Annotated in this window: 13 protein-coding genes; 10 read left to right on the top strand and 3 right to left on the bottom strand. The window is 36.5% G+C overall.

Annotation, left to right across the window (positions count from 1 at the left end; all coding sequences use genetic code 11):
- The first annotated feature begins 139 nt into the window (after positions 1 to 139).
- Positions 140 to 1,552 (top strand): amino acid permease, encoded by a 1,413-nt coding sequence (locus tag G7Y56_RS11835; protein ID WP_165043679.1) that lies wholly within the window; start codon positions 140 to 142, stop codon positions 1,550 to 1,552.
- Between the two features lie 15 nt (positions 1,553 to 1,567).
- Here the strand turns inward: G7Y56_RS11835 and G7Y56_RS11830 are convergent, their stop codons facing one another.
- Positions 1,568 to 4,426, bottom strand: coding sequence for an FAD-binding and (Fe-S)-binding domain-containing protein (locus G7Y56_RS11830; protein WP_255498741.1), 2,859 nt, complete (start codon positions 4,424 to 4,426; stop codon positions 1,568 to 1,570).
- Between the two features lie 608 nt (positions 4,427 to 5,034).
- Here G7Y56_RS11830 and G7Y56_RS11825 point away from each other — a divergent pair.
- From G7Y56_RS11825 to G7Y56_RS11805, 5 genes are all read left to right on the top strand, one after another.
- Positions 5,035 to 8,157: a TonB-dependent receptor gene (locus G7Y56_RS11825; protein WP_165043677.1), complete on the top strand. Its 3,123-nt coding sequence runs from the start codon at positions 5,035 to 5,037 to the stop codon at positions 8,155 to 8,157.
- Positions 8,158 to 8,189: 32 nt separating this feature from the next.
- Positions 8,190 to 9,674 (top strand): RagB/SusD family nutrient uptake outer membrane protein, encoded by a 1,485-nt coding sequence (locus G7Y56_RS11820; RefSeq protein ID WP_165021715.1) that lies wholly within the window; start codon positions 8,190 to 8,192, stop codon positions 9,672 to 9,674.
- Positions 9,675 to 9,880: 206 nt separating this feature from the next.
- Complete coding sequence (locus G7Y56_RS11815) at positions 9,881 to 10,630, top strand: histidine kinase (protein WP_165043675.1); 750 nt, start codon at positions 9,881 to 9,883, stop codon at positions 10,628 to 10,630.
- The gene (locus G7Y56_RS11810; RefSeq protein ID WP_165043674.1) at positions 10,593 to 11,309 is read left to right on the top strand and encodes a LytTR family DNA-binding domain-containing protein; all 717 of its coding nucleotides are present in this window, start codon (positions 10,593 to 10,595) and stop codon (positions 11,307 to 11,309) included. Before G7Y56_RS11815 ends, G7Y56_RS11810 begins: the two co-directional genes overlap by 38 nt.
- Positions 11,310 to 11,444: 135 nt before the next feature.
- Positions 11,445 to 13,718, top strand: coding sequence for a cation:proton antiporter (locus tag G7Y56_RS11805; RefSeq protein WP_165043672.1), 2,274 nt, complete (start codon positions 11,445 to 11,447; stop codon positions 13,716 to 13,718).
- A gap of 80 nt (positions 13,719 to 13,798) precedes the next feature.
- Here the strand turns inward: G7Y56_RS11805 and G7Y56_RS11800 are convergent, their stop codons facing one another.
- Together G7Y56_RS11800 and G7Y56_RS11795 are read right to left on the bottom strand one after the other, a co-directional pair.
- Complete coding sequence (locus tag G7Y56_RS11800; protein ID WP_165043670.1) at positions 13,799 to 15,142, bottom strand: DEAD/DEAH box helicase; 1,344 nt, start codon at positions 15,140 to 15,142, stop codon at positions 13,799 to 13,801.
- A 25-nt stretch (positions 15,143 to 15,167) separates the two neighbouring features.
- On the bottom strand, positions 15,168 to 15,899 hold the full coding sequence (locus G7Y56_RS11795; protein WP_165043668.1) for a DUF5131 family protein: 732 nt from the start codon (positions 15,897 to 15,899) through the stop codon (positions 15,168 to 15,170).
- A 577-nt stretch (positions 15,900 to 16,476) separates the two neighbouring features.
- Here G7Y56_RS11795 and pflB point away from each other — a divergent pair.
- The 4 genes from pflB (at position 16,477) to G7Y56_RS11775 (ending at position 22,692) form a co-directional block, all read left to right on the top strand.
- Positions 16,477 to 18,705 (top strand): formate C-acetyltransferase, encoded by a 2,229-nt coding sequence (gene pflB / locus G7Y56_RS11790; RefSeq protein ID WP_165043666.1) that lies wholly within the window; start codon positions 16,477 to 16,479, stop codon positions 18,703 to 18,705.
- A gap of 69 nt (positions 18,706 to 18,774) precedes the next feature.
- Positions 18,775 to 19,497: a pyruvate formate-lyase-activating protein gene (gene pflA, locus G7Y56_RS11785; protein ID WP_165043665.1), complete on the top strand. Its 723-nt coding sequence runs from the start codon at positions 18,775 to 18,777 to the stop codon at positions 19,495 to 19,497.
- A 76-nt stretch (positions 19,498 to 19,573) separates the two neighbouring features.
- Positions 19,574 to 20,824 (top strand): dicarboxylate/amino acid:cation symporter, encoded by a 1,251-nt coding sequence (locus tag G7Y56_RS11780; RefSeq protein ID WP_165043663.1) that lies wholly within the window; start codon positions 19,574 to 19,576, stop codon positions 20,822 to 20,824.
- 17 nt (positions 20,825 to 20,841) lie between these two features.
- Positions 20,842 to 22,692 carry a gamma-glutamyl-gamma-aminobutyrate hydrolase family protein gene (locus G7Y56_RS11775; protein WP_165043661.1) on the top strand — a complete coding sequence of 617 codons (1,851 nt, stop codon included), beginning with the start codon at positions 20,842 to 20,844 and terminating at the stop codon, positions 22,690 to 22,692.
- Positions 22,693 to 22,738 lie beyond the last annotated feature (46 nt).

The following is a 22,738-nucleotide window of genomic DNA, read 5'->3' as shown; positions in this document are numbered from 1 at the left end:
CTAAAATGAAGTATGGGGGATATATGGAAGTTCTATCAAATAATTAATGGTGGAGAAAATAAGTCATGTGAGGCTTTGCTTATATAAAAATGGAATTAAAAAACGAAAGATTTAAATTGATCAAACTTAGTGAGAAATTATGAGCGAAATAGAGCCAGAGCAAACTTCTGATAAATCGGACAACGGACTTAACAGACACCTTACAAACCGTCATATTCAACTCATTGCAATTGGTGGAGCAATTGGAACAGGCCTATTTATGGGCTCCGGTAAGACTATCAGCCTTTCAGGTCCATCCATATTATTGGTTTATGCCATAATTGGCTTCATTCTGTTTTTTGTAATGAGAGCAATGGGAGAATTATTATTATCCAACTTAAAATACAAGTCTTTTATGGATTTTGCAACTGACTTGTTAGGTCCCATGGCCGGATTTTATGTGGGATGGACATATTGGTTCAGCTGGATTGTAACAGGTGCAGCCGACCTTATTGCAATATCGGGCTATGTCCAGTATTTAGTTCCAGGTTTGGTAGGACCCTGGGTTCCCGCATTAGTTTGTATTATTTTATTTCTAGGTCTTAATCTTCTGTCTGTAAAATTGTTTGGAGAAGCAGAGTTTTGGTTTTCCATTATCAAAATAATTGCCATTATGGCACTGATTGCTATTGGTATACTATTCATTATTTATGGATTTGAAACACCATCAGGTACAACCACATCGTTAAACAATATTTGGAATGATGGTGGCTTTTTCCCTATGGGTTTCGCAGGGTTTATAGCAGGATTTCAAATAGCGGTATTCGCCTTTGTCGGTGTCGAATTGGTAGGAACTACTGCTGCTGAGACTAAGGATCCGGAGAAAACATTACCTAAAGCAATTAATGCAATTCCAATTAGAGTAATTCTATTTTATGTCGGTGCACTTGCTGTGATAATGTCGGTAATGCCTTGGAGAACAATTAATCCTAACGAAAGTCCTTTCATTGTTTTATTTTCTTTTGCAGGTATTGCCGCTGCATTTACTATAACTTATGTTGTAGTACTAACATCTGCTGCTTCGTCGGCAAATAGCGGAATCTTTTCTACGAGTAGAATGCTGTATGGCTTGGCTACAAATAAAAAAGCTCCTTCTATGTTTAGAAAACTTTCTAAATCATCAGTTCCGGCAATAGGTCTCATTTTTTCGTGTATGTGTTTACTACCGGTTGTATTTCTGCTTTATTTCGAGAATCAGAATATTATTCATGCATTTACTCTCGTTACAACCGTAGCAACAGTCTTATTTATATTTGTCTGGTCGATGATTCTTTTTTCTTATATCGCTTTCAGACGGAAGAAGCCCGAATTGCATAAGAAATCTAAGTATAAAATGCCCGGAGGATTATATACTTGCTATCTTTCATTGCTTTTCTTCCTATTCCTGATAGTAGCTTTATGGTTTAAAGAAGATACGCGTCAGGCACTTATTGTCACTCCTATATGGTTTATGATGCTAGGTGGTGCTTATTATCTGATAACTAAATCAGTTAAGAAAAATAGCAAGCAATAATCGGTAAAATATCGGTTATTTAGTCACTTCGTCAATCAGATAGAATATAGATTTGAAGTTAATATCACTGTACTCACTCAGCCCTATTTCACAGGTTCGACTTGTCGAATAACCGTCTTTACAATTGACAGGTATTTGCTCTTGAAGATGCCTTTGACCATGCTTGTTTAATTCGGGGTATGTAAATCCTCGATCTCCTGCGAATCCGCAACAGTTACTTTCTACCATTGTAACCTTTTTAGAACACATTTGAGCCAACTTGTAAAGATGTTGTTCCATGCCGATCTTTTTCACTGAACAAACAGGAAATACGCTTACTACATCTCGTGGTTTTTTCACAGTCAACTTTGTCATTACGAACTTAAGCATAAACTCAATCGGATCGTATATTTTAATGTCTTTGTTTGTATAACTATCCTGAAACGTATAGAAGCAGGGACTCATATCGAACAGTATCGGATATTTGCCTCCTTCCGATGCTTGATATAATGCTTCTTCGAGTTCTTTCAATTTGCGACTACCTTCTTCTTTCAGCCCTTTACTGCTAAAAGCCATTCCACAACAAAGACTATTCAATCCTTTGGGATAGATAATAGTAAAGCCGGCACGGATAAGTAATTCTTCTGTTTTTCGGGTCAATTCCAGATCACCTTTTTCATAGCCATTCGATTTCCCCATTGTTCTGTTAATACATGACGGAAAATAGACAACCTTATCAGTCTGCCCGGGATTAGCGATAGAATGTGCGATCTTTCGTGCACCTTTTGGCATATCCTTATTCCATTTAGGTATTGTATTCCCTGATACGGTTCGCATACCTCCCGCAATAGCACCCATAAGCGTATCACCTAATACCATGTGCGAGAAGTTTACCACATTTAAACCTACGCGTCCTGCAGAAGTAATGCCGGCCATATGATTTCCGATAAATGCTGCGACCTTTTTAGATGTATTACCCGCTTCATTATGCCGAAGGTCTTTTATAAACTTACCTGTGTCAATCTTGACAGGGCAGAGTAGTGCACAAAGCCCATCGGTAGCACAGGTTTCGTTCGAGTAATATTTAGAATCCTTCAACATTTGTTGCAAACGTTGGGGATTATCACCGGCTTCTTTTAACCGAGAGATTTCTCTTGCAATGACAATGCGTTGCCGTGGTGACAATGTTAGACCTTCTGAAACACAATTGGGTTCGCAAAAACCACACTCCATACATTTATCTACAATTTCATTTACTTGGGGCAGCGGTTTTAGATTTTCGAGATGAATTTTAGGATTTGGATTGATTAGTACACCCGGATTGATCAGCTTGTGTGGATCAAATAAGTCTTTGATACGGATCATTATTTTATATGCTGCCTCTCCCCATTCTTTTTCTACAAACGGAGCCATATTACGCCCTGTCCCGTGTTCAGCTTTGAGAGAACCATCAAATTTATTCACTACAATATCGGCAAGCCCGTCCATCATTTGCGAATAGCGTTCTACTTCCGATGGCGTGGAAAAATCTTGTGAAAAGACAATGTGCAGATTGCCGTCGAGTGCATGTCCGAATAAAGCAGCATCGTTATATTCTAATTCTTTGAATAACTTTTTCAGTGCTACACAGGCTTCAGCCAGTCGTGGTATAGGGAAAGCAACATCTTCAATCATACACGTAGTCCCTGTCTTCCTTAGTCCACCTACCGAAGACAGTAAGCCTTTACGAGCTCTCCAGTTGAATTTATACTCTTTTGGATCTGATGTAAATATATAGGGTTGAATTGTTGGAATAGGAGATACCAATCTTCTTATATCAACTTCTTTTTGCTCTATTTCTCCCTTTTCATTCCCTTGTATTTCAACCAAAAGAACGCATGCTGTTTCCGGCAATTTGCTAAAATATTCAGGGGCATCCGGATCATTTTCTACTGAACGTATAGAATCCCGATCTAGTAGCTCGACAGCAGAAACAGGACTTTCTTTTAATAAAGGGACGGCCTCACAAGCCTTTTCTACTGTCTCGAAAATCATTAAAGCACAAGCCTTGAATTTTTCATCTATAACAGTGTTGTAAGTAAGATCAGAAATAAATGCTAATGTTCCTTCTGCGCCGATCATCAGATGCTTAATAATATCGAACGGATCTTCATAGTCAACCAACGCATTAATGCTATAGCCCGTAGTATTCTTTATTTTAAATTTACGTTTGATACGCTCATATAGAATATTATCGGCTTTGATATCGTCTCTTAACTGAATTATTTCCTTTATAATCTCAGGGTGTTTTTCGGAAAAAGCTACTTTGCTTTTTTCATCAGATGTATCAAGTATGGTTCCATCATACAGTACAATCCGAATATCAGCAATAGTTTTATATGAATTCTGCGAAGTTCCACAGCACATACCACTAGCATTATTAGAGGCTATACCTCCAATCATTGCAGCATTGATAGATGCAGGGTCCGGGCCAATTTTACGGCCATATGGTGCTAAAAATATATTTGCTCGTGAACCTGTAATACCCGGTTGAAGTTTTATTTTTAACCCATCGTCTAAAATACTATATCTTTTCCACTTATGCGTAGCTACCATCAATACAGAATCGGTAATTGCCTGACCGGATAGACTAGTTCCGGCAGCTCGATATGTTACCGGAATATTCATTTCTCCTGTTAAACGAATTACTTCGACTGCTTCTTCTTCGGAATGTACTTGAACCACAATTTTAGGTATCAGCCTATAAAAACTCGCATCGGTACCATAAGCCAGAAGCTGCAAAGGATTTGTGATTAATCTTTTCGGATCAATTTTTTCAGATAATTTATCTTTTAATTGCTGGTAATTCGCTGGTAACATAATAAATGCTTCTTTAGTTGACAAGGTTAATTTCATGTGAAAGTGAGTTAACTGGATTAGACACAATCTACTATAAGATGTGCCCCATCTATATAACCACAGTCCGATAAAATTAATCATAAATTGATTGCAAAACAAGTAGTTCTTGAGATTTTACTTCTCCATATATAGCCCCTGATACTAGTCTGAAGAGGGCTTGTATTAGTCTTTTCTCTTTACTTAATGAACTTTTATTTGTTGCAAATAATTGTGTAAAACTATTACTGGTATTAGTCTCAAAATCTAATTTATACTCACATTTAGCTTCTTTAGAGTATGTCAGATGTGTATTAATTCTTTGTCAATAGTGATAATTTATTGAAAATTATCATAAAAATAGTATCTTTGTCAAAAAATTAGCTCTCAATGCTATCATTATAAACATACGTAATGCTTTTCCTAATAACTCTCTAACAATATTATAAATAAGGGATTAAGAATAAATTGGCTCGTTATTGTATCAGGTCAATAAATAGTCCACTAACTAACTATGTATTAAGATACAAGGTTGGATAGTTAGTTTTCTATCAATTAGATTTTTAATTTATAAAATTCATAACATACTCTAATAAAACATCTCTTTATTACGCTTAATTTTACTAATTATGAAGAATAAACTATTATTTCTCTTCTTATGTGTTTTAAATTTCTCTTTAGCCTTTGCTCAGAATGATGCAGTAAAAGGTAAAGTGACTGATGAGACAGGCGAGCCTATTGCAGGTGCAGTTGTCGCAATAAAAGGCACGAGTGTAGGTACAACCACTGATGCTGATGGTATGTATTCTATTAACGCTGCAAATTCTACGACGCTTAGATTTTCTTTTCTAGGTTATGAAACAAAAGAAGTTGTCGTTTCAGGTAGAACTCTTAATGTCAGATTAGATCTTAACGACCAACAGTTGGATGATGTGATTGTTGTAGCTTATGGTACGGCATCAAAAGCCGGATATACCGGTTCGGCATCTACAGTAAGTAAAAAAGAAATAGCAAAATCTCAGGTAAGTAGTGTATCTCGTTTGTTACAAGGTGCAGCTGCCGGTGTGCAATCTGTAGCTGTATCGGGTCAACCCGGTTCAGATGCCGATATATTTATTCGTGGCATAGGATCTGTTAATGCTTCGAGTACTCCTTTATATATTGTAGATGGAGCTCCTTTTGATGGTGCATTAAGCTCAATAAATCCTGCGGATATTGAATCTATCAATGTAATGAAAGATGCTGCCGGTACGGCTCTTTACGGTTCTCGTGCAGCTAATGGTCTTATAATTATAACAACAAAGCAAGGTAGTAAAAGACAAAAAGCACAGATTGATGCTAGTTTCAAATACGGTGTATCTTCACGTGCAGTAGCTGATTATAAGCAAGTTTCTACAAATGAATATTTCATGTTGTATTGGGATGCTTTACGTAACAATCAGTTGTACTATAACGATAAATCACCGGCTGAAGCAGCTGCTTATGCATCATCGAATATTGTATCTGCACTGGGTATCAATCCTTATGGAACAAGAATTCCACAACCTGTGGGTACAGATGGTAAGATAGTAAGTGGAGCTACTCCTCTTTGGGACGATAATTGGTCAGATGCATATACACAAGATGCTAACCGTACCGAAGCCCAGATTAATATTGGCGGAGGTGGTGAAAATTCCACTTATTATATATCGCTGGGTTATTTGAACGATCAAGGTATTGCCTTAGCTTCTGATTTTAAGAGATATACAGGACGGGTTAACTTGAATGCCGATTTAAGAAAAGGGCTACGTGTTTCTGCAAATTTATCACTTATACACTCTAAACAAAATGCACCGCAAGGTGATGATAGCAGCACGAGCAACACATTGAATACAGCTCGTCTAATCCCTAGTTTTTATCCTATTTGGGAACGAGATCTTGAAACAGGTGCTTTTCTTAAGACAGCCGATGGACAAAGAATTATTGACTATGGTCCTTATCGTCCATCAGGGGCAGTACCTAAATACAATCACTTGGGAACTTCTCCATTCGACTATAATAGAATAACCAGAGATATGGCTTCTTTAAGAACGGCAGTAGAAATAGATATTTATAAAGGGTTGATGTATAAAGGTAGTCTAAACATTGATTACACTAACCAAAATGACCATGACTACACTAATCCTGTGTATGGAAGCGGTTCATATAATACTTATCCGGGAGAAATAACAAGGTATAATAGCCGTACAACCGGATTTACAGGTAATAATATTATTACCTATAACAGAACGGTTAATACAATTCATAATTTTAAGATATTGGCCGGACAAGAATTTTATGAATATAATACAACCTTTATTGAAGGAACACGAACTGGTTTGCCGGCGTTAGGACTCGAAGAACCTGCAGCAGCAAGTCAGCTTAATTCTTTTACAGGCTTCTCCGACAATTATAAACTATTAAGCTTCTTCGGTAACATCGATTATAATTACAACCATAAGTATTATGGTTCAGCTTCTATACGTCGCGATGGTTCATCAAGATTTTCACCTGATTCCCGCTGGGGTACATTCTGGTCTGTAGGAGGATCGTGGAGAATTTCGGAAGAAGATTTCATGAAAAATATTAAAGAAATAACAAAATTGTCGATACGCTCCAGTTACGGGGGACAAGGTAATGATAGAATAAATGATAGTAATGGTGACGAAATATATTACGCATATCAAGATCTCTATTCTATAAAAAATAATCTTGGAGAATCTGGTTTTGTAAAAGAAAATATGTCTAACCCTAATTTGAAGTGGGAAACAAACCTGAATTTCAACCTCGGTGTAGATTTCGGATTATTCGATAATAGATTAACCGGATCGATAGAGTATTTTAACCGTCGTTCTAAAGATTTGCTATTTAATATACCTAAGGCTCTTTCTACCGGATACAGTGGCTACACTGCAAACGCAGGTGCACTGAAAAATGTCGGTTATGAAGTAATGATAACAGGTACTCCGATCAAAACAAAAGATTTAACATGGACGATCTCGGCAAATGTAACCCAATATAAAAATGAAATTACCGACTTGCCACAAGATCCTATTATAACAAGCAATAAAATATTAACAAAAGGAGGTTCGGTTTATGATTTCTTCTTAGTAGAGTGGGCCGGAGTAGATCCTACTGATGGATTGGCACAATGGTATAAAACCGATGCTAACGGAAACAGAGTAAAAACAAAAGTTTATAATGAAGCAAATACAACCAAATCAAAAATAGTAGCTGGTTCGGCTCTACCTGATCTTGTAGGAGGGTTTAGTACAAGTATTGCGTTCCGTGATTTTGACTTTTCAACTTTATTTGCATACGCACTTGGTGGAAAGATATATAATCAAGATAAGATAATGATTTTGAATAATGGACGAACTGCAGGTCGTGCAATGTCGGAAGAAATACTGAAACGTTGGACTCCTGAAAATAGAGATACTGATGTTCCCCGTATGCAAACATCTACAGCAAATGCATGGACTAGTCAGTCTACCCGTTTTTTAGTCGATGGAGATTATTTACGTATGAAAAATATTACTTTAGGTTATAATATTCCTACATCTTTATTGAATAAAGCTCAAATAGGTGCTTGTCGGTTGTATATACAGGGAGAAAACTTGTTGACAGTATTTGGAGAACAAGGATTAGACCCAGAACAAAGTGTAAATGGGGTATCTTACTTTAGATATCCGGCAATGAAAACATTTTCATTCGGAATGAATCTATCGTTTTAAACAATTATCGAATCTAAAAAAGAAATATTAATATGAAAAAAATTATATATTCATTTTGGGCGCTTTTGTTAGGAGTAACACTTTATTCATGCGATATGGATATTGATCCGACAAATTCAGTCAATAGTGAACTGGTCTTCGAAAATGCAGACAATGCAGATAAGGTATTAAACGGAACGTGGAGTTATCTTTTCGATACGTACTTTACATACCAAAATCCGGGATGGACATCTGTCTTGTTGGCAAGTGATGCGATGGGTAGTGATATTGCAATCCAACCGGGCAAATATGGTTACATTGGGCATTACGAGTTTTCTACAATGTCGAGTACAAGTACTACATCTGTTACTGCCGCCTGGACGTTGGCTTATAAGACTATAGATAATATGAACAACATTATAGCAAGAATAGATGGTGTTGAAGGAAAACCCGAAACGAAAGCAAGAGTGAAAGCTCAAGCTTTGGCTTTAAGAGGGTATATTTATCTTAATATGGCATCGTTCTACGCATTATCTTATGAAAAAGACCCTGCAGCACTTTGTGTTCCTATTTATACTGAACCATCGAGTATATTAACAGAAGGTAAACCAAAAAGCCAATTAAAAGACGTATTTAAAAGGGCTGAAGATGACCTTACTGAGGCTTACAAAACTATTGGAGACTACAATAGATCCGGTCTAAAATATAAAATAGATAAGAATGTTATAGCAGGACTTTTAGCACGATTGTATCTTCAAACCAGTAACTGGGCAGAAGCTCAATCGTATGCCGAAAAAGCTCAGTCAAGTTATTCATGGATGGCTACAGCTAGTTATTTGCAAGGCTTTAATGATTTAGGAAATGCCGAATGGATATGGGGACATGGACAAACAACGGAACAAAATACAGCTAGCTACAGTTTCCAATACAAAGATGTATCTTCTAAATCATCCGGTTATTATAGTTTTCTTGCCGACCCATATTTCAAAGATTTTTTTGACCAAAATGATATCCGTTATCAATTGTTTGAGTGGGATTTAAGTAGATATAAGGGCGCTTTAATGTACAAGAAATTCTTGCTTCGTAGCGATGAGACTGCTGATATTGTTTTAATGAGAAAAGCTGAAATGGTATTGATTGAAGCAGAGGCGTATGCAGAACAAGATAAGTTACCATTAGCAATTGCAAAATTGAATGAGCTTAGGAGTGCACGTAATGCGGATAAGCCAAATTTATCTGGTCTAAATAAAAAAGATCTTATAGAGGTAATACTCATCGAAAGACGTAAAGAATTGTTTGGTGAAGGATTTTCTCTATCTGATATTATCAGACGTCAAAAAGCTGTTGAACGCAAGGCTGTTCCGAACAATACCGCATTGGTAATTGATGGGAAACCTGTTGAAGTAGGAGGTGAGGCTGTATACATAAAAGGTCATACCATTACTAAGTTTCCTTCAGGGGATGCTTTTGCTCCAAATAGCACTTATTATTTGTTTGCTATTCCGGCTTCAGAAACAACGAATAATCCAAATTTATAATATTAAATCAAGTCATTAGACTAAATATAAAAAAGGCAAGTATTTACTACTTGCCTTTTTTAATTAAAACTATCTACTAATTATAACGTTTTACCTCATACTATAATTATGAGATGAATAGGGCATACGATAATCATAATAAAACAAGTGGCTGTTTTTCTTAAATATAATATTAATTTTACATTGTTTTTAATGTATCTCTAAATATGGCAACAACTATTATTTTAATACTTATAATTATAGGATTTATTTCTATAGTTATATATCTATGGCTACGCTTGCAGAGATTAGAAAAGCAGAAGAAATACGTAGAAAATCGTCTTAATACTATACAGAAAGGAAATAATGATATTCATTTAGGAACAATCGAGACTGTACTGAATCCTCATTTATTCAAGAATATATTAAACTCGGTACAATCACATGCTTACCAGACTTATTTTGCTTTGGATAAACTGGCAAATATTCTTGATTATATCCTTTACGAGAGCAAAAACAGATATGTTACACCAAAAGAAGAAATTGAATTTGCGAAAGACCTAATTGAAGTAAATAGGATTAAATTAAGCCCTTTGTTCGAATTGACCATAAAAACAAAAATAGACGAAACAGCATCGCTATATGCACAGAAAGTATTAGCACCGCTTATTACCATCGACTTGATTGAGAATGCATTTAAACATGCTGATCTACAAAGCAAAGATGCGTATATTTCGATCGTTTTTGGATTTAAAGACAATGTATTTACAGTGACAGTATCAAATAAGATATCTCCAAAAGCCAGTTTAAAGAAAGAAAAAAGTGGAATTGGGAATGTGACATTCGAGCAACGACTGGATATACTATATAAAGGTTGTTACGAATTGGAACGAATAATAGACGATGATGCATTCATAGCTCATTTAAAAATCAATCTGAATGAATACAAAACTAAAATGCTTGATTCTGGACGATGAATTGCCCGGCTTAACTTATTTGAAGTTACTATGCGAGCAATTTTCTGAAGTAGAAGTAGTCAAGGCTTTTAATGATCCTCAAGTATTTCTGGAAGAAATTCATCTTTTAGAATTTGATGTCTGTATTCTCGATATAGAGATGGGTGGCATGAATGGCTTGCAGATAGCTAATCTATTAAAAGACAAAGCAATTATATTTGTCACTGCCTACAAAGAATATGCAGCAGAAGCTTTTGATCTAAATGCAGTCGACTATGTCCGTAAACCCATTCAACGAGATCGATTGAAACAAGCCATTGATAAAGCTATCGAAAGGGTTGAGAAAGCCCGACAAGAGAAGACCTTTGTTCAATTGAACAGTGAAAAAGGAAAAGCTTTACTTTACTTCGATCAGATCAATTATATAACAATCTCAGATACCGATAGCCGAGATAAGATGGTGCATCTGTCTGATGGAAAAATTCTCATCCTTAAAAACATCTCTTTTGATAAACTTTTAGATCTATTGCCTGATAATTTATTTTGTCGCATCAATAAAAAAGAAATTATTGCGTTAAGAATAATTCAATACTTTTCTTATGATGAAATAATCACCTCAATTGTCCATAATGAAACTCCAATTCATTTTTTTCTATCTGATATATACAGAACAGATTTTATGAAGAAAACCAATCCATAAGTAAGATTTCATCTCAGTATTTCCCTGCCTTGTTACATTTTTACCTGATTTCATTTCCTTTCCGGTTTTTCATTTGTTTATATACATAAATTTACATTCAAATTAATATTTAATTGTAAAATTACAGATCAGAGCATGAAAAAAATCAGGAATGTGTTTTTCTATATCATCATCATAGGCGGCTTCTCATCTCTAATGTATTGGATTATATCCACAGGTAAAGGATTGGAAAATGGGAGAGGGATTGTCACCAAATCTTTAGAGAATTCAGCTTTTCAAGAATTTATGGATTCTATCATAGGCAACTTACATCATTCGATAGGATTATTATTACTTCAAATAATCATTATAATTATCGTAGCCAGAATCTTCGGGTGGATGTTTAAAAAAATTGGACAACCAATGGTTATTGGCGAAATTTTGGCAGGGATAGTCCTCGGACCATCTCTACTTGGTATGTACTTTCCTGATGTTTCAGAGTTTTTATTCCCGCTACAATCACTAGGTAATTTAAATATTTTAAGTCAGATCGGACTAATATTATTCATGTTCGTCATAGGTATGGAATTAAACCTGAAAGTTCTTCGAAACAAAGCGCATGAGGCGATTGTAATTAGCCATGCAAGTATCATAATTCCATTTACATTAGGTGTTGGGTTGGCCTATTTTATATATACGGCTCATGCTCCCGAACATGTCGAATTTTCATCTTTTGCTCTATTTATAGGTATATCGATGAGTATTACAGCGTTTCCTGTATTGGCTCGTATAATTCAGGAACGGGGTATTCACAAAACTAAACTGGGAGCTGTTGTTATTACCTGTGCTGCTGCCGACGATATTACAGCATGGTGCTTGCTGGCTGTTGTTATCGCGATTGTAAAAGCAGGATCATTTGTCAGTTCATTATATACTATACTATTAGCAGTAGCTTATGTCTTTTTCATGATAAAAATGGTACGCCCTTTTTTGAAAAGGATAGGCGAATTGTATCAGTCTGAGAAGAATTTAGGAAAATCGATGGTTGCATTATTTTTCCTTGTATTGCTTATATCATCTTTTATTACAGAAACAATTGGTATTCATGCGCTTTTCGGTGCTTTTATGGCAGGTGTTATTATGCCTTCGAATATGCGTTTTAGAAGTATGTTTATCGAAAAGATCGAAGATGTAGCTTTAGTTTTACTTCTGCCTCTATTTTTTGTTATCAGTGGATTAAGAACAGAGATCGGATTATTAAATGATCCTGCTCTGTGGGGTATTACCGGCATAATAATTCTGGTAGCTGTAATTGGTAAATTTGTAGGGAGTGCTTTAGCAGCAAGATTTGTTGGACAAAACTGGCGCGATAGTCTTACAATTGGCACATTGATGAATACACGAGGATTGATGGAACTCGTTGTTTTGAATATCGGATATGAATTGGGTGTTTTGAATGCCGAGACATTCGCTATGATGGTTATAATGGCTCTTGTCACCACTTTCATGACCGGCCCATCCTTAAATCTAATCCATAAAATATTCAAAACCGATAAGGAAGTTGTTAATGAGAAGATGTATGATCTTGCCCGATATAAATTACTCTTATTTTTTCGTAATCCTCTGAAAGGACCAGCATTAGTAAAGTTAGCAAACGGTTTGTCGAAAAGGGTGGACGATAATACTTCCATAACGGCTATCCATTTTGCATCTTCAAGCGGATTGCATCAAATAGATACCGATATATATGAAAAGGAGAGCTTTGCTCCCGTAATTGCAGAAGCACATTCTCTAAATCGTAAAATAATATCATTATTTAAAATATCGAATGATATTGCCTCCGATGTTGTTGAAATAGCAAATAAAGGTGATCATGATTTACTACTGATGAATTTGGAAGAATCTATTTTCGAAGGAAGTGTATTGGGGCGTGTGTTTGGCTTTACGAAACAAATTATTAATCCCGAGAAATTGATAAATACCGTTACTGGAAAAGAAAGACTGATCGAAAACTCTCTAATTGATAACAACACACGTTTAATACTGGCTAAAACTAAAATACCGGTTGGTATATTAATAGATAAAGAATTAGAGGAAATTGATAATGTCTTTATTCCTATTTTCAATGAAAGAGATGAATTCCTTATCACATATGCACAGAAACTTATTCATAATGCAGATGCACAGATTTCAATACTCGATCAGTCTGACAAAGAAAATCATACAATAAAAGAACGTATCAGATTAATTGAGCATAATGCACCAAATCACATTCGATCTGTGAGCTTAGAATATATTAACGAAGCTTTTCTAAACAAGCAGAATTTAATTGTTATAAGTTTGGAGAATTTTGATAAGTTATTTCACTTTAATAAAGAATGGATAAATAAATCTACATCTGTTCTTATTTGTTCTCCAAGTAAAGTCTGATATTTGTAAGAATAGATAAACGCAATGACTGAATAATCATTGCGTTTATTATTTTATTGTTAAGCAAATCTAAGTAAATACTACTCTTCTTCTTTTTTAATCACATTGCGAGCTACTTCTATCTTGTATTTTTTGCCTTTCATCTTTTGATCTTTGATAATAGTAAGTAAAGATTTGACTTTAGATGAACGAACAGCGGCAAACGAAATAAAGTCCTTTACTTCGATTAACCCTAAGTCCGCTTTATCGAGTTGTCCTTTTTGTAAAAAGAAGCCGACAATGTCCCCTTTATTAAGTTTATTCTTTTTACCTCCGCTTACATAAATTGTTGCAAATTCGGGACGTTCGGGCAACGGCTTATTGACAGGAACTTTTAAAACGTTTAAATTATTGGGTATATAATCGGGAGCTTTATCATCTTTGAATAGTAAAATATAAGCTGTTCCATGCGCATGCATACGAGCCGTACGGCCATTACGGTGTGTAAACTCGCTTTCTTTAGATGGTAAATGATAATGTACTACATGCTTCATTTCGGGTATATCCAGCCCTCGTGCTGCAAGGTCTGTAGTAACAAGATAACGTAAACTGCCATTTCTGAACTGAATCAAAACACGTTCGCGGTCATCCTGATCCATTCCTCCGTGATAATAACCTGTTTGTATGCCTTTAGCTGTGAGTAAATCGCTGATACGTTCTGCCACTTCACGGTGATTACAAAAGATCAGTGCAGGTTCTGAGTTGAATGAGCAAATAAGTTGGAATAAAGTATCCACTTTATCTTTATCAGGAGATAAGACAAGCTTTATAGAAAGAGCATTGCTCTTTTCTTCTTCTGTATAATTTAAAGTCTTCGGTGATGCAACTTGTATAAAATCGGGAATTTCAACATCTGAAGTCGCTGATATTAAAATCTTCTTTTCCAGATTGCGTAGTTGACTAATAATAGTACTCATCTCGTCTTGAAACCCAAGTTGCAACGATTTGTCAAATTCGTCTAATACCAATGTATGTATTGAATCGGTAGAGAAAGATTCGCGTTCCAGATGATCGGTCAATCGTCCGGGTGTACCAATTAGTAGGGCAGGAGGATTCGTTAAATTTTTCAGTTCCGTATCGATAGAATGTCCACCATAACAAACGTTTACTTTATAGCCTGTGCCCATTTTCTTCCAAACCTGTTCTATTTGGATAGCAAGTTCGCGGGAAGGTACAATTACTAAACATTGTACAGTTTTCACATCTGCTTTTAATAATTCCAGTATGGGAAGTAAAAACGCAATTGTTTTACCCGAGCCTGTCGGTGATAAAAGTATTGTATCCTTTTCGTTAATTATTGCAGATTGAGCTGCTACCTGCATTTCGTTTAAGGCATCAATGCCCAGATTAGACAATATTGTATCTAGTTGAATTTTTGTTTTCATAATGCAAAGGTAATCTATTGTAATGCTATTTTTTTCTTTTTGGCTCCAAAATATTAATTCCTGCCTTACGAGCCTGCGAATGCTGAAAGTGTCGACGGATATTATATAATTGTCCGTCTTTCATAAACTTAGCCCCTGTCTGTTTAAACCAGAATGAAATCTTACGTTCAGCACAAAGATTTCGGAGAGTTAGTACCCAATCATAATTACAAGTTGTGGCACCGTTTCCCGATTCTCCACCGACTACCACTTGTTCTATACTCGCATCGAGATAAGAGGTCAGGTCAATTGATTCAAGAATGGGTTCACAGATAATTATTTTATGTTTTATGGGGGCATTCAAGTAGATGGGTAAACGATAATCGGCTCTATCCTGATTTTCGACAGTACAACAAATCGTGACATTTTCATAGCCATCGCCCCAATCGTCAGGAAGGCATAAATGGAAACGATCGATGCGCTTCGTTATCATCAGAAAAGTAAGGTCGCTTCGTTCCCTTATCATCTGCCATGCCTCTTGCCGCCAGATATCAGCATCCTCTACGAAAAAGTCGGAAGTGAAGCATGTAGCTACTTCTGTACCCGATACAATCTTATATTCTCCTTTACGATTTTTCCGTGTTGGCAAATCGAAAGTTTTGGTTTGAGTAACGATAGAGCTATCAATACCGCGCTTAGCATCTCCTCTGTATACATAACAAAGCCTGCATCCTACACTTAACTTATGACAACCATGCCAGGGATTCCAGAGAGCCATTTTACTATAATTTATAGATTAGAGACAGAATTGCAAATATAGATATTCTCTAATTATAGAAAAAATAAGAGTCCGCAAAATCACTTCGCAGACTCTTTCCCACCTTACACAAACTTTCACAGAATTATCAAATTTTAATTTGATAAAGATGCTTAACCTTGTGATATTTTTATTTGTGTTATCATAGTATTTGACAAATACAAAGTTCTTTTTATTTGAACGATTGTATATAGTATTTTTCCACTTCAAAATTATATTAAAAGCGCTCAAAACGAACCCTTTTTCAGTGATATTTTTACTCTAATTTCGGTTCAAATCTTCTATGCAAAAGCTTTAATTTTCATTTTGTAAAACAAAAACTAAAATACCCTTTACTATTTTCATTATTTGAAATTTTATTCTGCTACCTTTCAATACATGTGTTTTGTTGTTGCTAGTGAATGGCAAATATATTTTAGAAAATACAATTATCTACCGGTTAATTATACTCAACGATTGTTATAATCTTTCGACAAGATTGTATATGAACGCCCAGTTATATACTTTTGTACAACATTTATACAAACACTCTATAGATATGGATTCATATACTGGTTTTAATGGTACACGATGGAAGAAAGATATCGATGTAAACAATTTTATATTAGAGAATTATACAGAATATACCGGTGACGAAAATTTCCTTTCAGCACCTACCGATGCTACTAATAAACTATGGAAACTATTGAGCGAAATGTTTCTTATAGAAAAAGCCAAAGGAGTTTATGATGCCGAAACCCGTATACCATCTCAAATAGATGCTTATGGGGCAGGTTATATTGATAAAGACCTTGAAAAAATAGTAGGTATCCAAACAGACAAACCCCTTAAGCGTGCCATTTTTCCAAACGGTGGTCTGCGCATGGTAAAACAAAGTTTAGCCGAATACGGTTATAAAATAGACGACACTGTATCTGAGATATTCTCCAAATACAGGAGAACCCACAACGAAGGCGTATTTGCAGCTTACACCGATAGTATACGTAAGGCTAGGAGCAATGCAATTATAACAGGGCTTCCCGATGCGTATGGTAGAGGACGTATTATCGGTGATTACCGCCGTGTGGCTCTCTATGGTGTTGATAGGCTATTGACAGAGCGTCAAATCAGATTTGAGGAATGTGATCCGACTGAAATGACTGACGACCTTATCCGTTTGCGCGAAGAATTGAGTTCACAAATAGAAGCACTCAAAGCTTTGAAGCGTATGGCTGCCTCTTATGGATTTGATATTTCCCAACCTGCCCGAACTGCTCAAGAAGCTATTCAATGGACATACTTCGGATATTTAGGTGCAATTAAAGACCAGAATGGCGCTGCAATGAGTTTGGGTAGGGTATCTACATTTCTGGATATCTATATAGAAAGAGATATTAAGAGTGGTATTCTTACAGAAGAACAAGCACAGGAGCTAATGGATCATTTCGTAATGAAACTGCGTATTGTCCGTTTCCTTCGCACCCCCGAATACGATGAATTATTCTCTGGCGATCCGGTTTGGGTAACAGAGTCGATAGGAGGGATGACAATGTCGGGTAAAAGCATGGTGACTAAAAACAGTTATCGCCTTCTACATACATTATATAATCTTGGACCTTCTCCCGAACCAAATCTCACTGTTCTTTGGAGTCAGGATTTACCCGAGACTTGGAAAAAATATTGTGCAAAGGTATCTATTGATACATCTTCGCTACAATATGAGAATGACGATTTGATGAGAGTGCAGCTCGGTGATGACTATGGTATTGCTTGTTGTGTTTCACCAATGGATATTGGTAAGCAAATGCAATTTTTCGGTGCAAGAGCCAATCTACCCAAAGCATTATTATACACTATTAATGGTGGCAAAGATGAGAAAACAAAAGTACAGGTAACCCCTGAGATATTTGAAAAAGTAACAGGTGATTATCTCGATTTTGATGAAGTATGGACAAAATTTGATAAGCTTCTCGACTGGCTTGCCGAAACCTATGTTAAAGCACTGAATATTATTCACTATATGCATGACAAATATTCTTATGAAGCTCTGGAAATGGCTCTGCACGATGTCGATGTTCGACGTACACAAGCTTTTGGTATTGCGGGAATCTCTATTGTAGCCGATTCTTTTGCTGCTATCAAATATGGAAAGGTGCGTGTGATACGTGACGAAAACGGTGATGCCGTCGATTATGTTGTAGAAGGTTCTTATGTTCCATTCGGCAACAACGATGATAATACAGACAAGTTTGCAGTAGATATTGTCGAACTGTTTATGAATAAGATTCGTACGCACAAGATGTACAAGAACGCTATTCCTACACAGTCGGTACTTACTATCACATCTAATGTAGTGTATGGCAAGAAAACAGGTAACACGCCTGACGGTCGCCGTTCGGGTGAACCATTTGGTCCGGGAGCCAATCCTATGCACGGACGTGATACGAGAGGTGCTATCGCTTCTTTATCATCCGTTGCTAAACTTCCGTTCGAGGATGCCAACGATGGTATTTCTTATACATTCGCTATTACACCCGGTACATTGGGTAAGAGTACCGAAGAAAGGAAATCGAATCTGGTAGGCTTGATGGATGGGTACTTCTTACAGACCGGGCAGCATTTGAATATAAATGTATTCGATCGTAATTTATTGATCGATGCAATGGATCATCCTGAGAAATACCCTCAATTAACAATACGAGTTTCGGGTTATGCTGTAAACTTTATCAAGCTAACAAGGGAGCAGCAGTTAGACGTTATCAACAGAACCATCACAGCATCGTTCTGATAATAAAAAAAAATTGAACAGAGAGGAACATATTATATGTCCTCTCTGTTTATTTATAAAAGATATGTAATGAAAGGCTATATTCATTCTTATGAATCCTTCGGAACAAAAGATGGTCCGGGCATCCGCTTTGTATTCTTCATGCAAGGCTGTCCTCTGCGTTGTCTTTATTGCCACAACCCGGACACTTGGAAGATGAATGATTATAAATATGAGATAAGTCCTGAAGATGCTTTTCAAGAAGTATCGAAAGTAAAAAGTTTTATAAAGAATGGCGGTGTAACAATATCGGGCGGAGAACCACTACTACAACCGGACTTTATACTGGAGTTTTTTGAATTATGCAAAAAACAAGGTATACATACAGCTATAGATACTTCTGGCTATCTGCTGAATGATAAGATAAAGGAAGTATTACAATATACAGACCTTGTTTTGCTTGATATAAAACACATAAATCCCGACAAGTATAATGATCTCACCGCAAGACCTCTTGAACCTACATTGAATTTCACAGAGTATTTGCATGAAATAAAAAAGCCTGTGTGGTTACGCTATGTGCTCGTTCCACAATTTACAGATGACGAGAAAGACCTTCACGATTGGGCTAAATATGTTTCTCAGTTCGACAATATAGAAAGAATAGATATACTCCCTTTTCACCAGATGGGTATTCACAAATGGGAACAAATAGGGAAACAATATCAATTGAAAGATATCCAATCGCCAACAAATGAAGAAATAAAACACGCAGAGGATATTTTCAAGTCGTACCATCTTCCTGTAAGCTAAATATAGAGTCTGACAAACAACTTGTTTGAAAAAGAAAGTGTAGTTTTACAGTTGGAAAAATAGTTAACTTATATAGATGAATATTCTAAAGAATTACGCTTTCACCATTTGCCTGATAGGAGGTATTTTAATAGGAGGTATCAGTGGTGTTATTTTCGGCGAAGGAGCAACAATAGTAAAACCTGTAGGGGATGTATTCCTTAACCTCATATTTGCACTTATTGTCCCATTAGTATTTTTCAGTGTATCGTCTGCCATTTGTAATATGAAGCAGTCGAACATGGTAGGGAAAGTGATACGTAATATTATTTTCGTATTTATGGCAACAGCTCTTGTAGCTGCTGTAGTCGCATATATTTTCACCCTATTCTACAATCCGCTGGAAGGAATAGATAAATCCGATTTCTTAGCAAATACCGTACACCAGCTACAAGTAAATCAACTGACATCGGGCGAGATATTCGTAAAAACATTTACCGTATCCGATTTCACTCATTTACTTACTAAAGCAAACCTTCTACCGCTTATTATATTCTCTATTCTTTTTGGAATGGCAACAGCTTTTTCGGGAGACAAGGGTAAACAGGTAGCCGATTTGCTGAATGCTGTGACCAATGTCATCTTAAAAATGATGAACATGATAATGTATGCCGCACCTATCGGCCTTGGCTGTTATTTTGCCAATACAGTAGGGAGGCTCGGCGAACAGATACTAAATGGTTATCTGCATGTTTTCCTTTTATATCTTATACTTACATGCATTATCTTTTTCGGTGTAAACTCAATTTATGTACTTCTGGCAGGGGGTAAAAAAGGATTTGTTTCATTTTGGAAAAATATGCTGACCCCTTCGTTGACAGCCATAGCAACATCATCGAGCGCCGCTTGTATACCTGTCAATATAGAAGCATCTAAACGGATGGGCGTTCCTGTTAATATAGCTGAGACAGTAATTCCATTAGGAACAAATATGCACAAAGACGGTTCGGTAATGTCAGCTATCATTAAGATTATTTTTCTACTTACTATCTTCGGACAGGAGTCTATGGTATCATCCAATATGTTTATGATAATAGGAGTAGCTTTGCTTGTCGGTGCTGTTGTTGGTGCTATCCCAAGTGGCGGAATGACAGGCGAGTTACTGATCTGCTCTATCTTCGGATTTTCACCCGAACTGGCAGGTACATTATTAATCATAGCCACTATTGTAGATATTCCTGCAACTTTACTCAATTCTACCGGAAACGTAGTATGTTCGTTATTAGTAACCCGCTTATCGGAGGGTAAAGATTGGGTTAAACAAATTGCTACTGAAAATGTTGATTAAAATAAAGATAACATAATATGAAAAAGTTTTTATTTAGCACTATCCTCTGCTCTCTATTCGCTAGCGGATCGATAAACGCACAGGAATCAAATGATGCTCTGAGCTTGAAAAAAATATTTCATGTAACAGATTCTGCTGCTACAAATCATCGAACATATCATGCCCCTTATATAGGCGTTTCGGCTAGTTACAGTAATAACAATGCTTCGCGGATTGCAACAGCTTATACAGAATCTATTGTAAAAGCAGGTGGTATTCCTATTATCATACCAGTAACAACAGATGCTGCTACACTATTAGATATCGTAAAACGTATCGATGGGCTTGTTCTTTCGGGTGGTGGTGATGTTAATCCTGCATATTACAACGAAGAACCTAATACAGAAACGTTAGATACAGATACTTTGCGAGATGAATATGAGCTGATGCTACTTAAATTTGCAACAGATCGTAATGTACCCGTGCTTGGCATTTGCCGTGGCGAACAATTAATCAATGTGGCATTCGGAGGTACACTCATTCAGGATATTCCTTCTCAGTACGAAAATAAGAGTATAAAACATTCACAAACCGAAGCTCGTGAAATAGGAACACATTATGTATCAGTCGCTCCCGGTTCGCAATTAGCTACTATTGTGGATGATAGAACAGAATTGTTTGTAAACTCGTTCCATCATCAGGCCGTAAAAGATGTAGCACCCGGATTTAAAGCCGTTGCAACCGCTACAGATGGTGTCATAGAAGGAATCGAAGCTTATCCCAACAGACCTATTTTAGCAATCCAATGGCATCCCGAAGCTCATGTAATGGGTGGCGATAAGACGATGCTCGAAATATTTAAATTTATGGTAAAAGAAGCTAATATTTATCGTCAGGCGAAAGAAATACATCAACGTATTCTATCTGTTGATACGCATACAGATACGCCTTTAGAATTTAAGAAAACGGGTTTTAATATTGCTAACAGAGATACTAATCAGGTAAACCTACCTAAAATGGAAGAAGGCAAACTGGATGGTGTCTATATGGCTGCTTATATAAGACAAGGTGAACGAGATAAAGCTTCTTCGCAAAAGGCTGTCGACTATATCACAGGCTTGATAGAAGGGGTACATAAGCAAGTGGGCATGAACAAAGATAAGTGTGATATTGCATACACAAAAGACGATCTTATCAGATTGAAAGGAGAAGGTAAGAAAGCTGTATTTATCGGTGTGGAGAATGGTTATGGCATAGGTAAAGATATTAGTAATCTGGCTCGCTACAAGAAAATGGGCGTCGGTTATATGACCTTGTGTCACAATAAGGACAATGATATTTGCGATACATCGAATGCTGCATCTACCCAAGAGTGGAAGGGGTTAAGTCCATTTGGTGAAGATGTGATACGCGAGATGAACAGCTTGGGAATGATTATCGATCTCTCTCATTCGGGAGAAAGCACTTTCTGGGATGTAATAAAACTATCTTCTCAGCCAGTTGTAGCAACTCATTCGTCGGCTCGGGCATTATGTAATAAAGACAGAAATCTGACTGACGATCAACTGCGTGCCATTGCTAAGAATGGTGGAGTAGTACAAGTTGCAATTGTAGACATGTTTGTAAATAAAGACCCTAAAAAAGCGAGTCTGACAGATGTTATCGATCACATCGACCATATCGCTAAAGTAGCAGGTATAGACCATGTAGGTATCGGCTCCGATTTCGATGGTGGTGGAGGCGTAATAGGCTGCTCAGGGGCGAACGATTTAATCAACATTACTGTAAAGCTAATAGAAAAAGGATATTCAGAAGACGATATAGCTAAAATATGGGGCGGTAATTACTTACGTGTTCTTGATAAAGTACAATCTTCAGCTACTAAGTAATCTGTATATAATTTATATAAAACATAAAGGCTGCATAGATCAATCT

Origin of the sequence: Dysgonomonas sp. ZJ709, assembly GCF_011039195.1 — a bacterium.
Classification (GTDB): domain Bacteria; phylum Bacteroidota; class Bacteroidia; order Bacteroidales; family Dysgonomonadaceae; genus Dysgonomonas.
The sequence above is the reverse complement of the archived record's forward strand: the minus strand, read 5'-3'. Positions and strand labels throughout refer to the sequence as shown.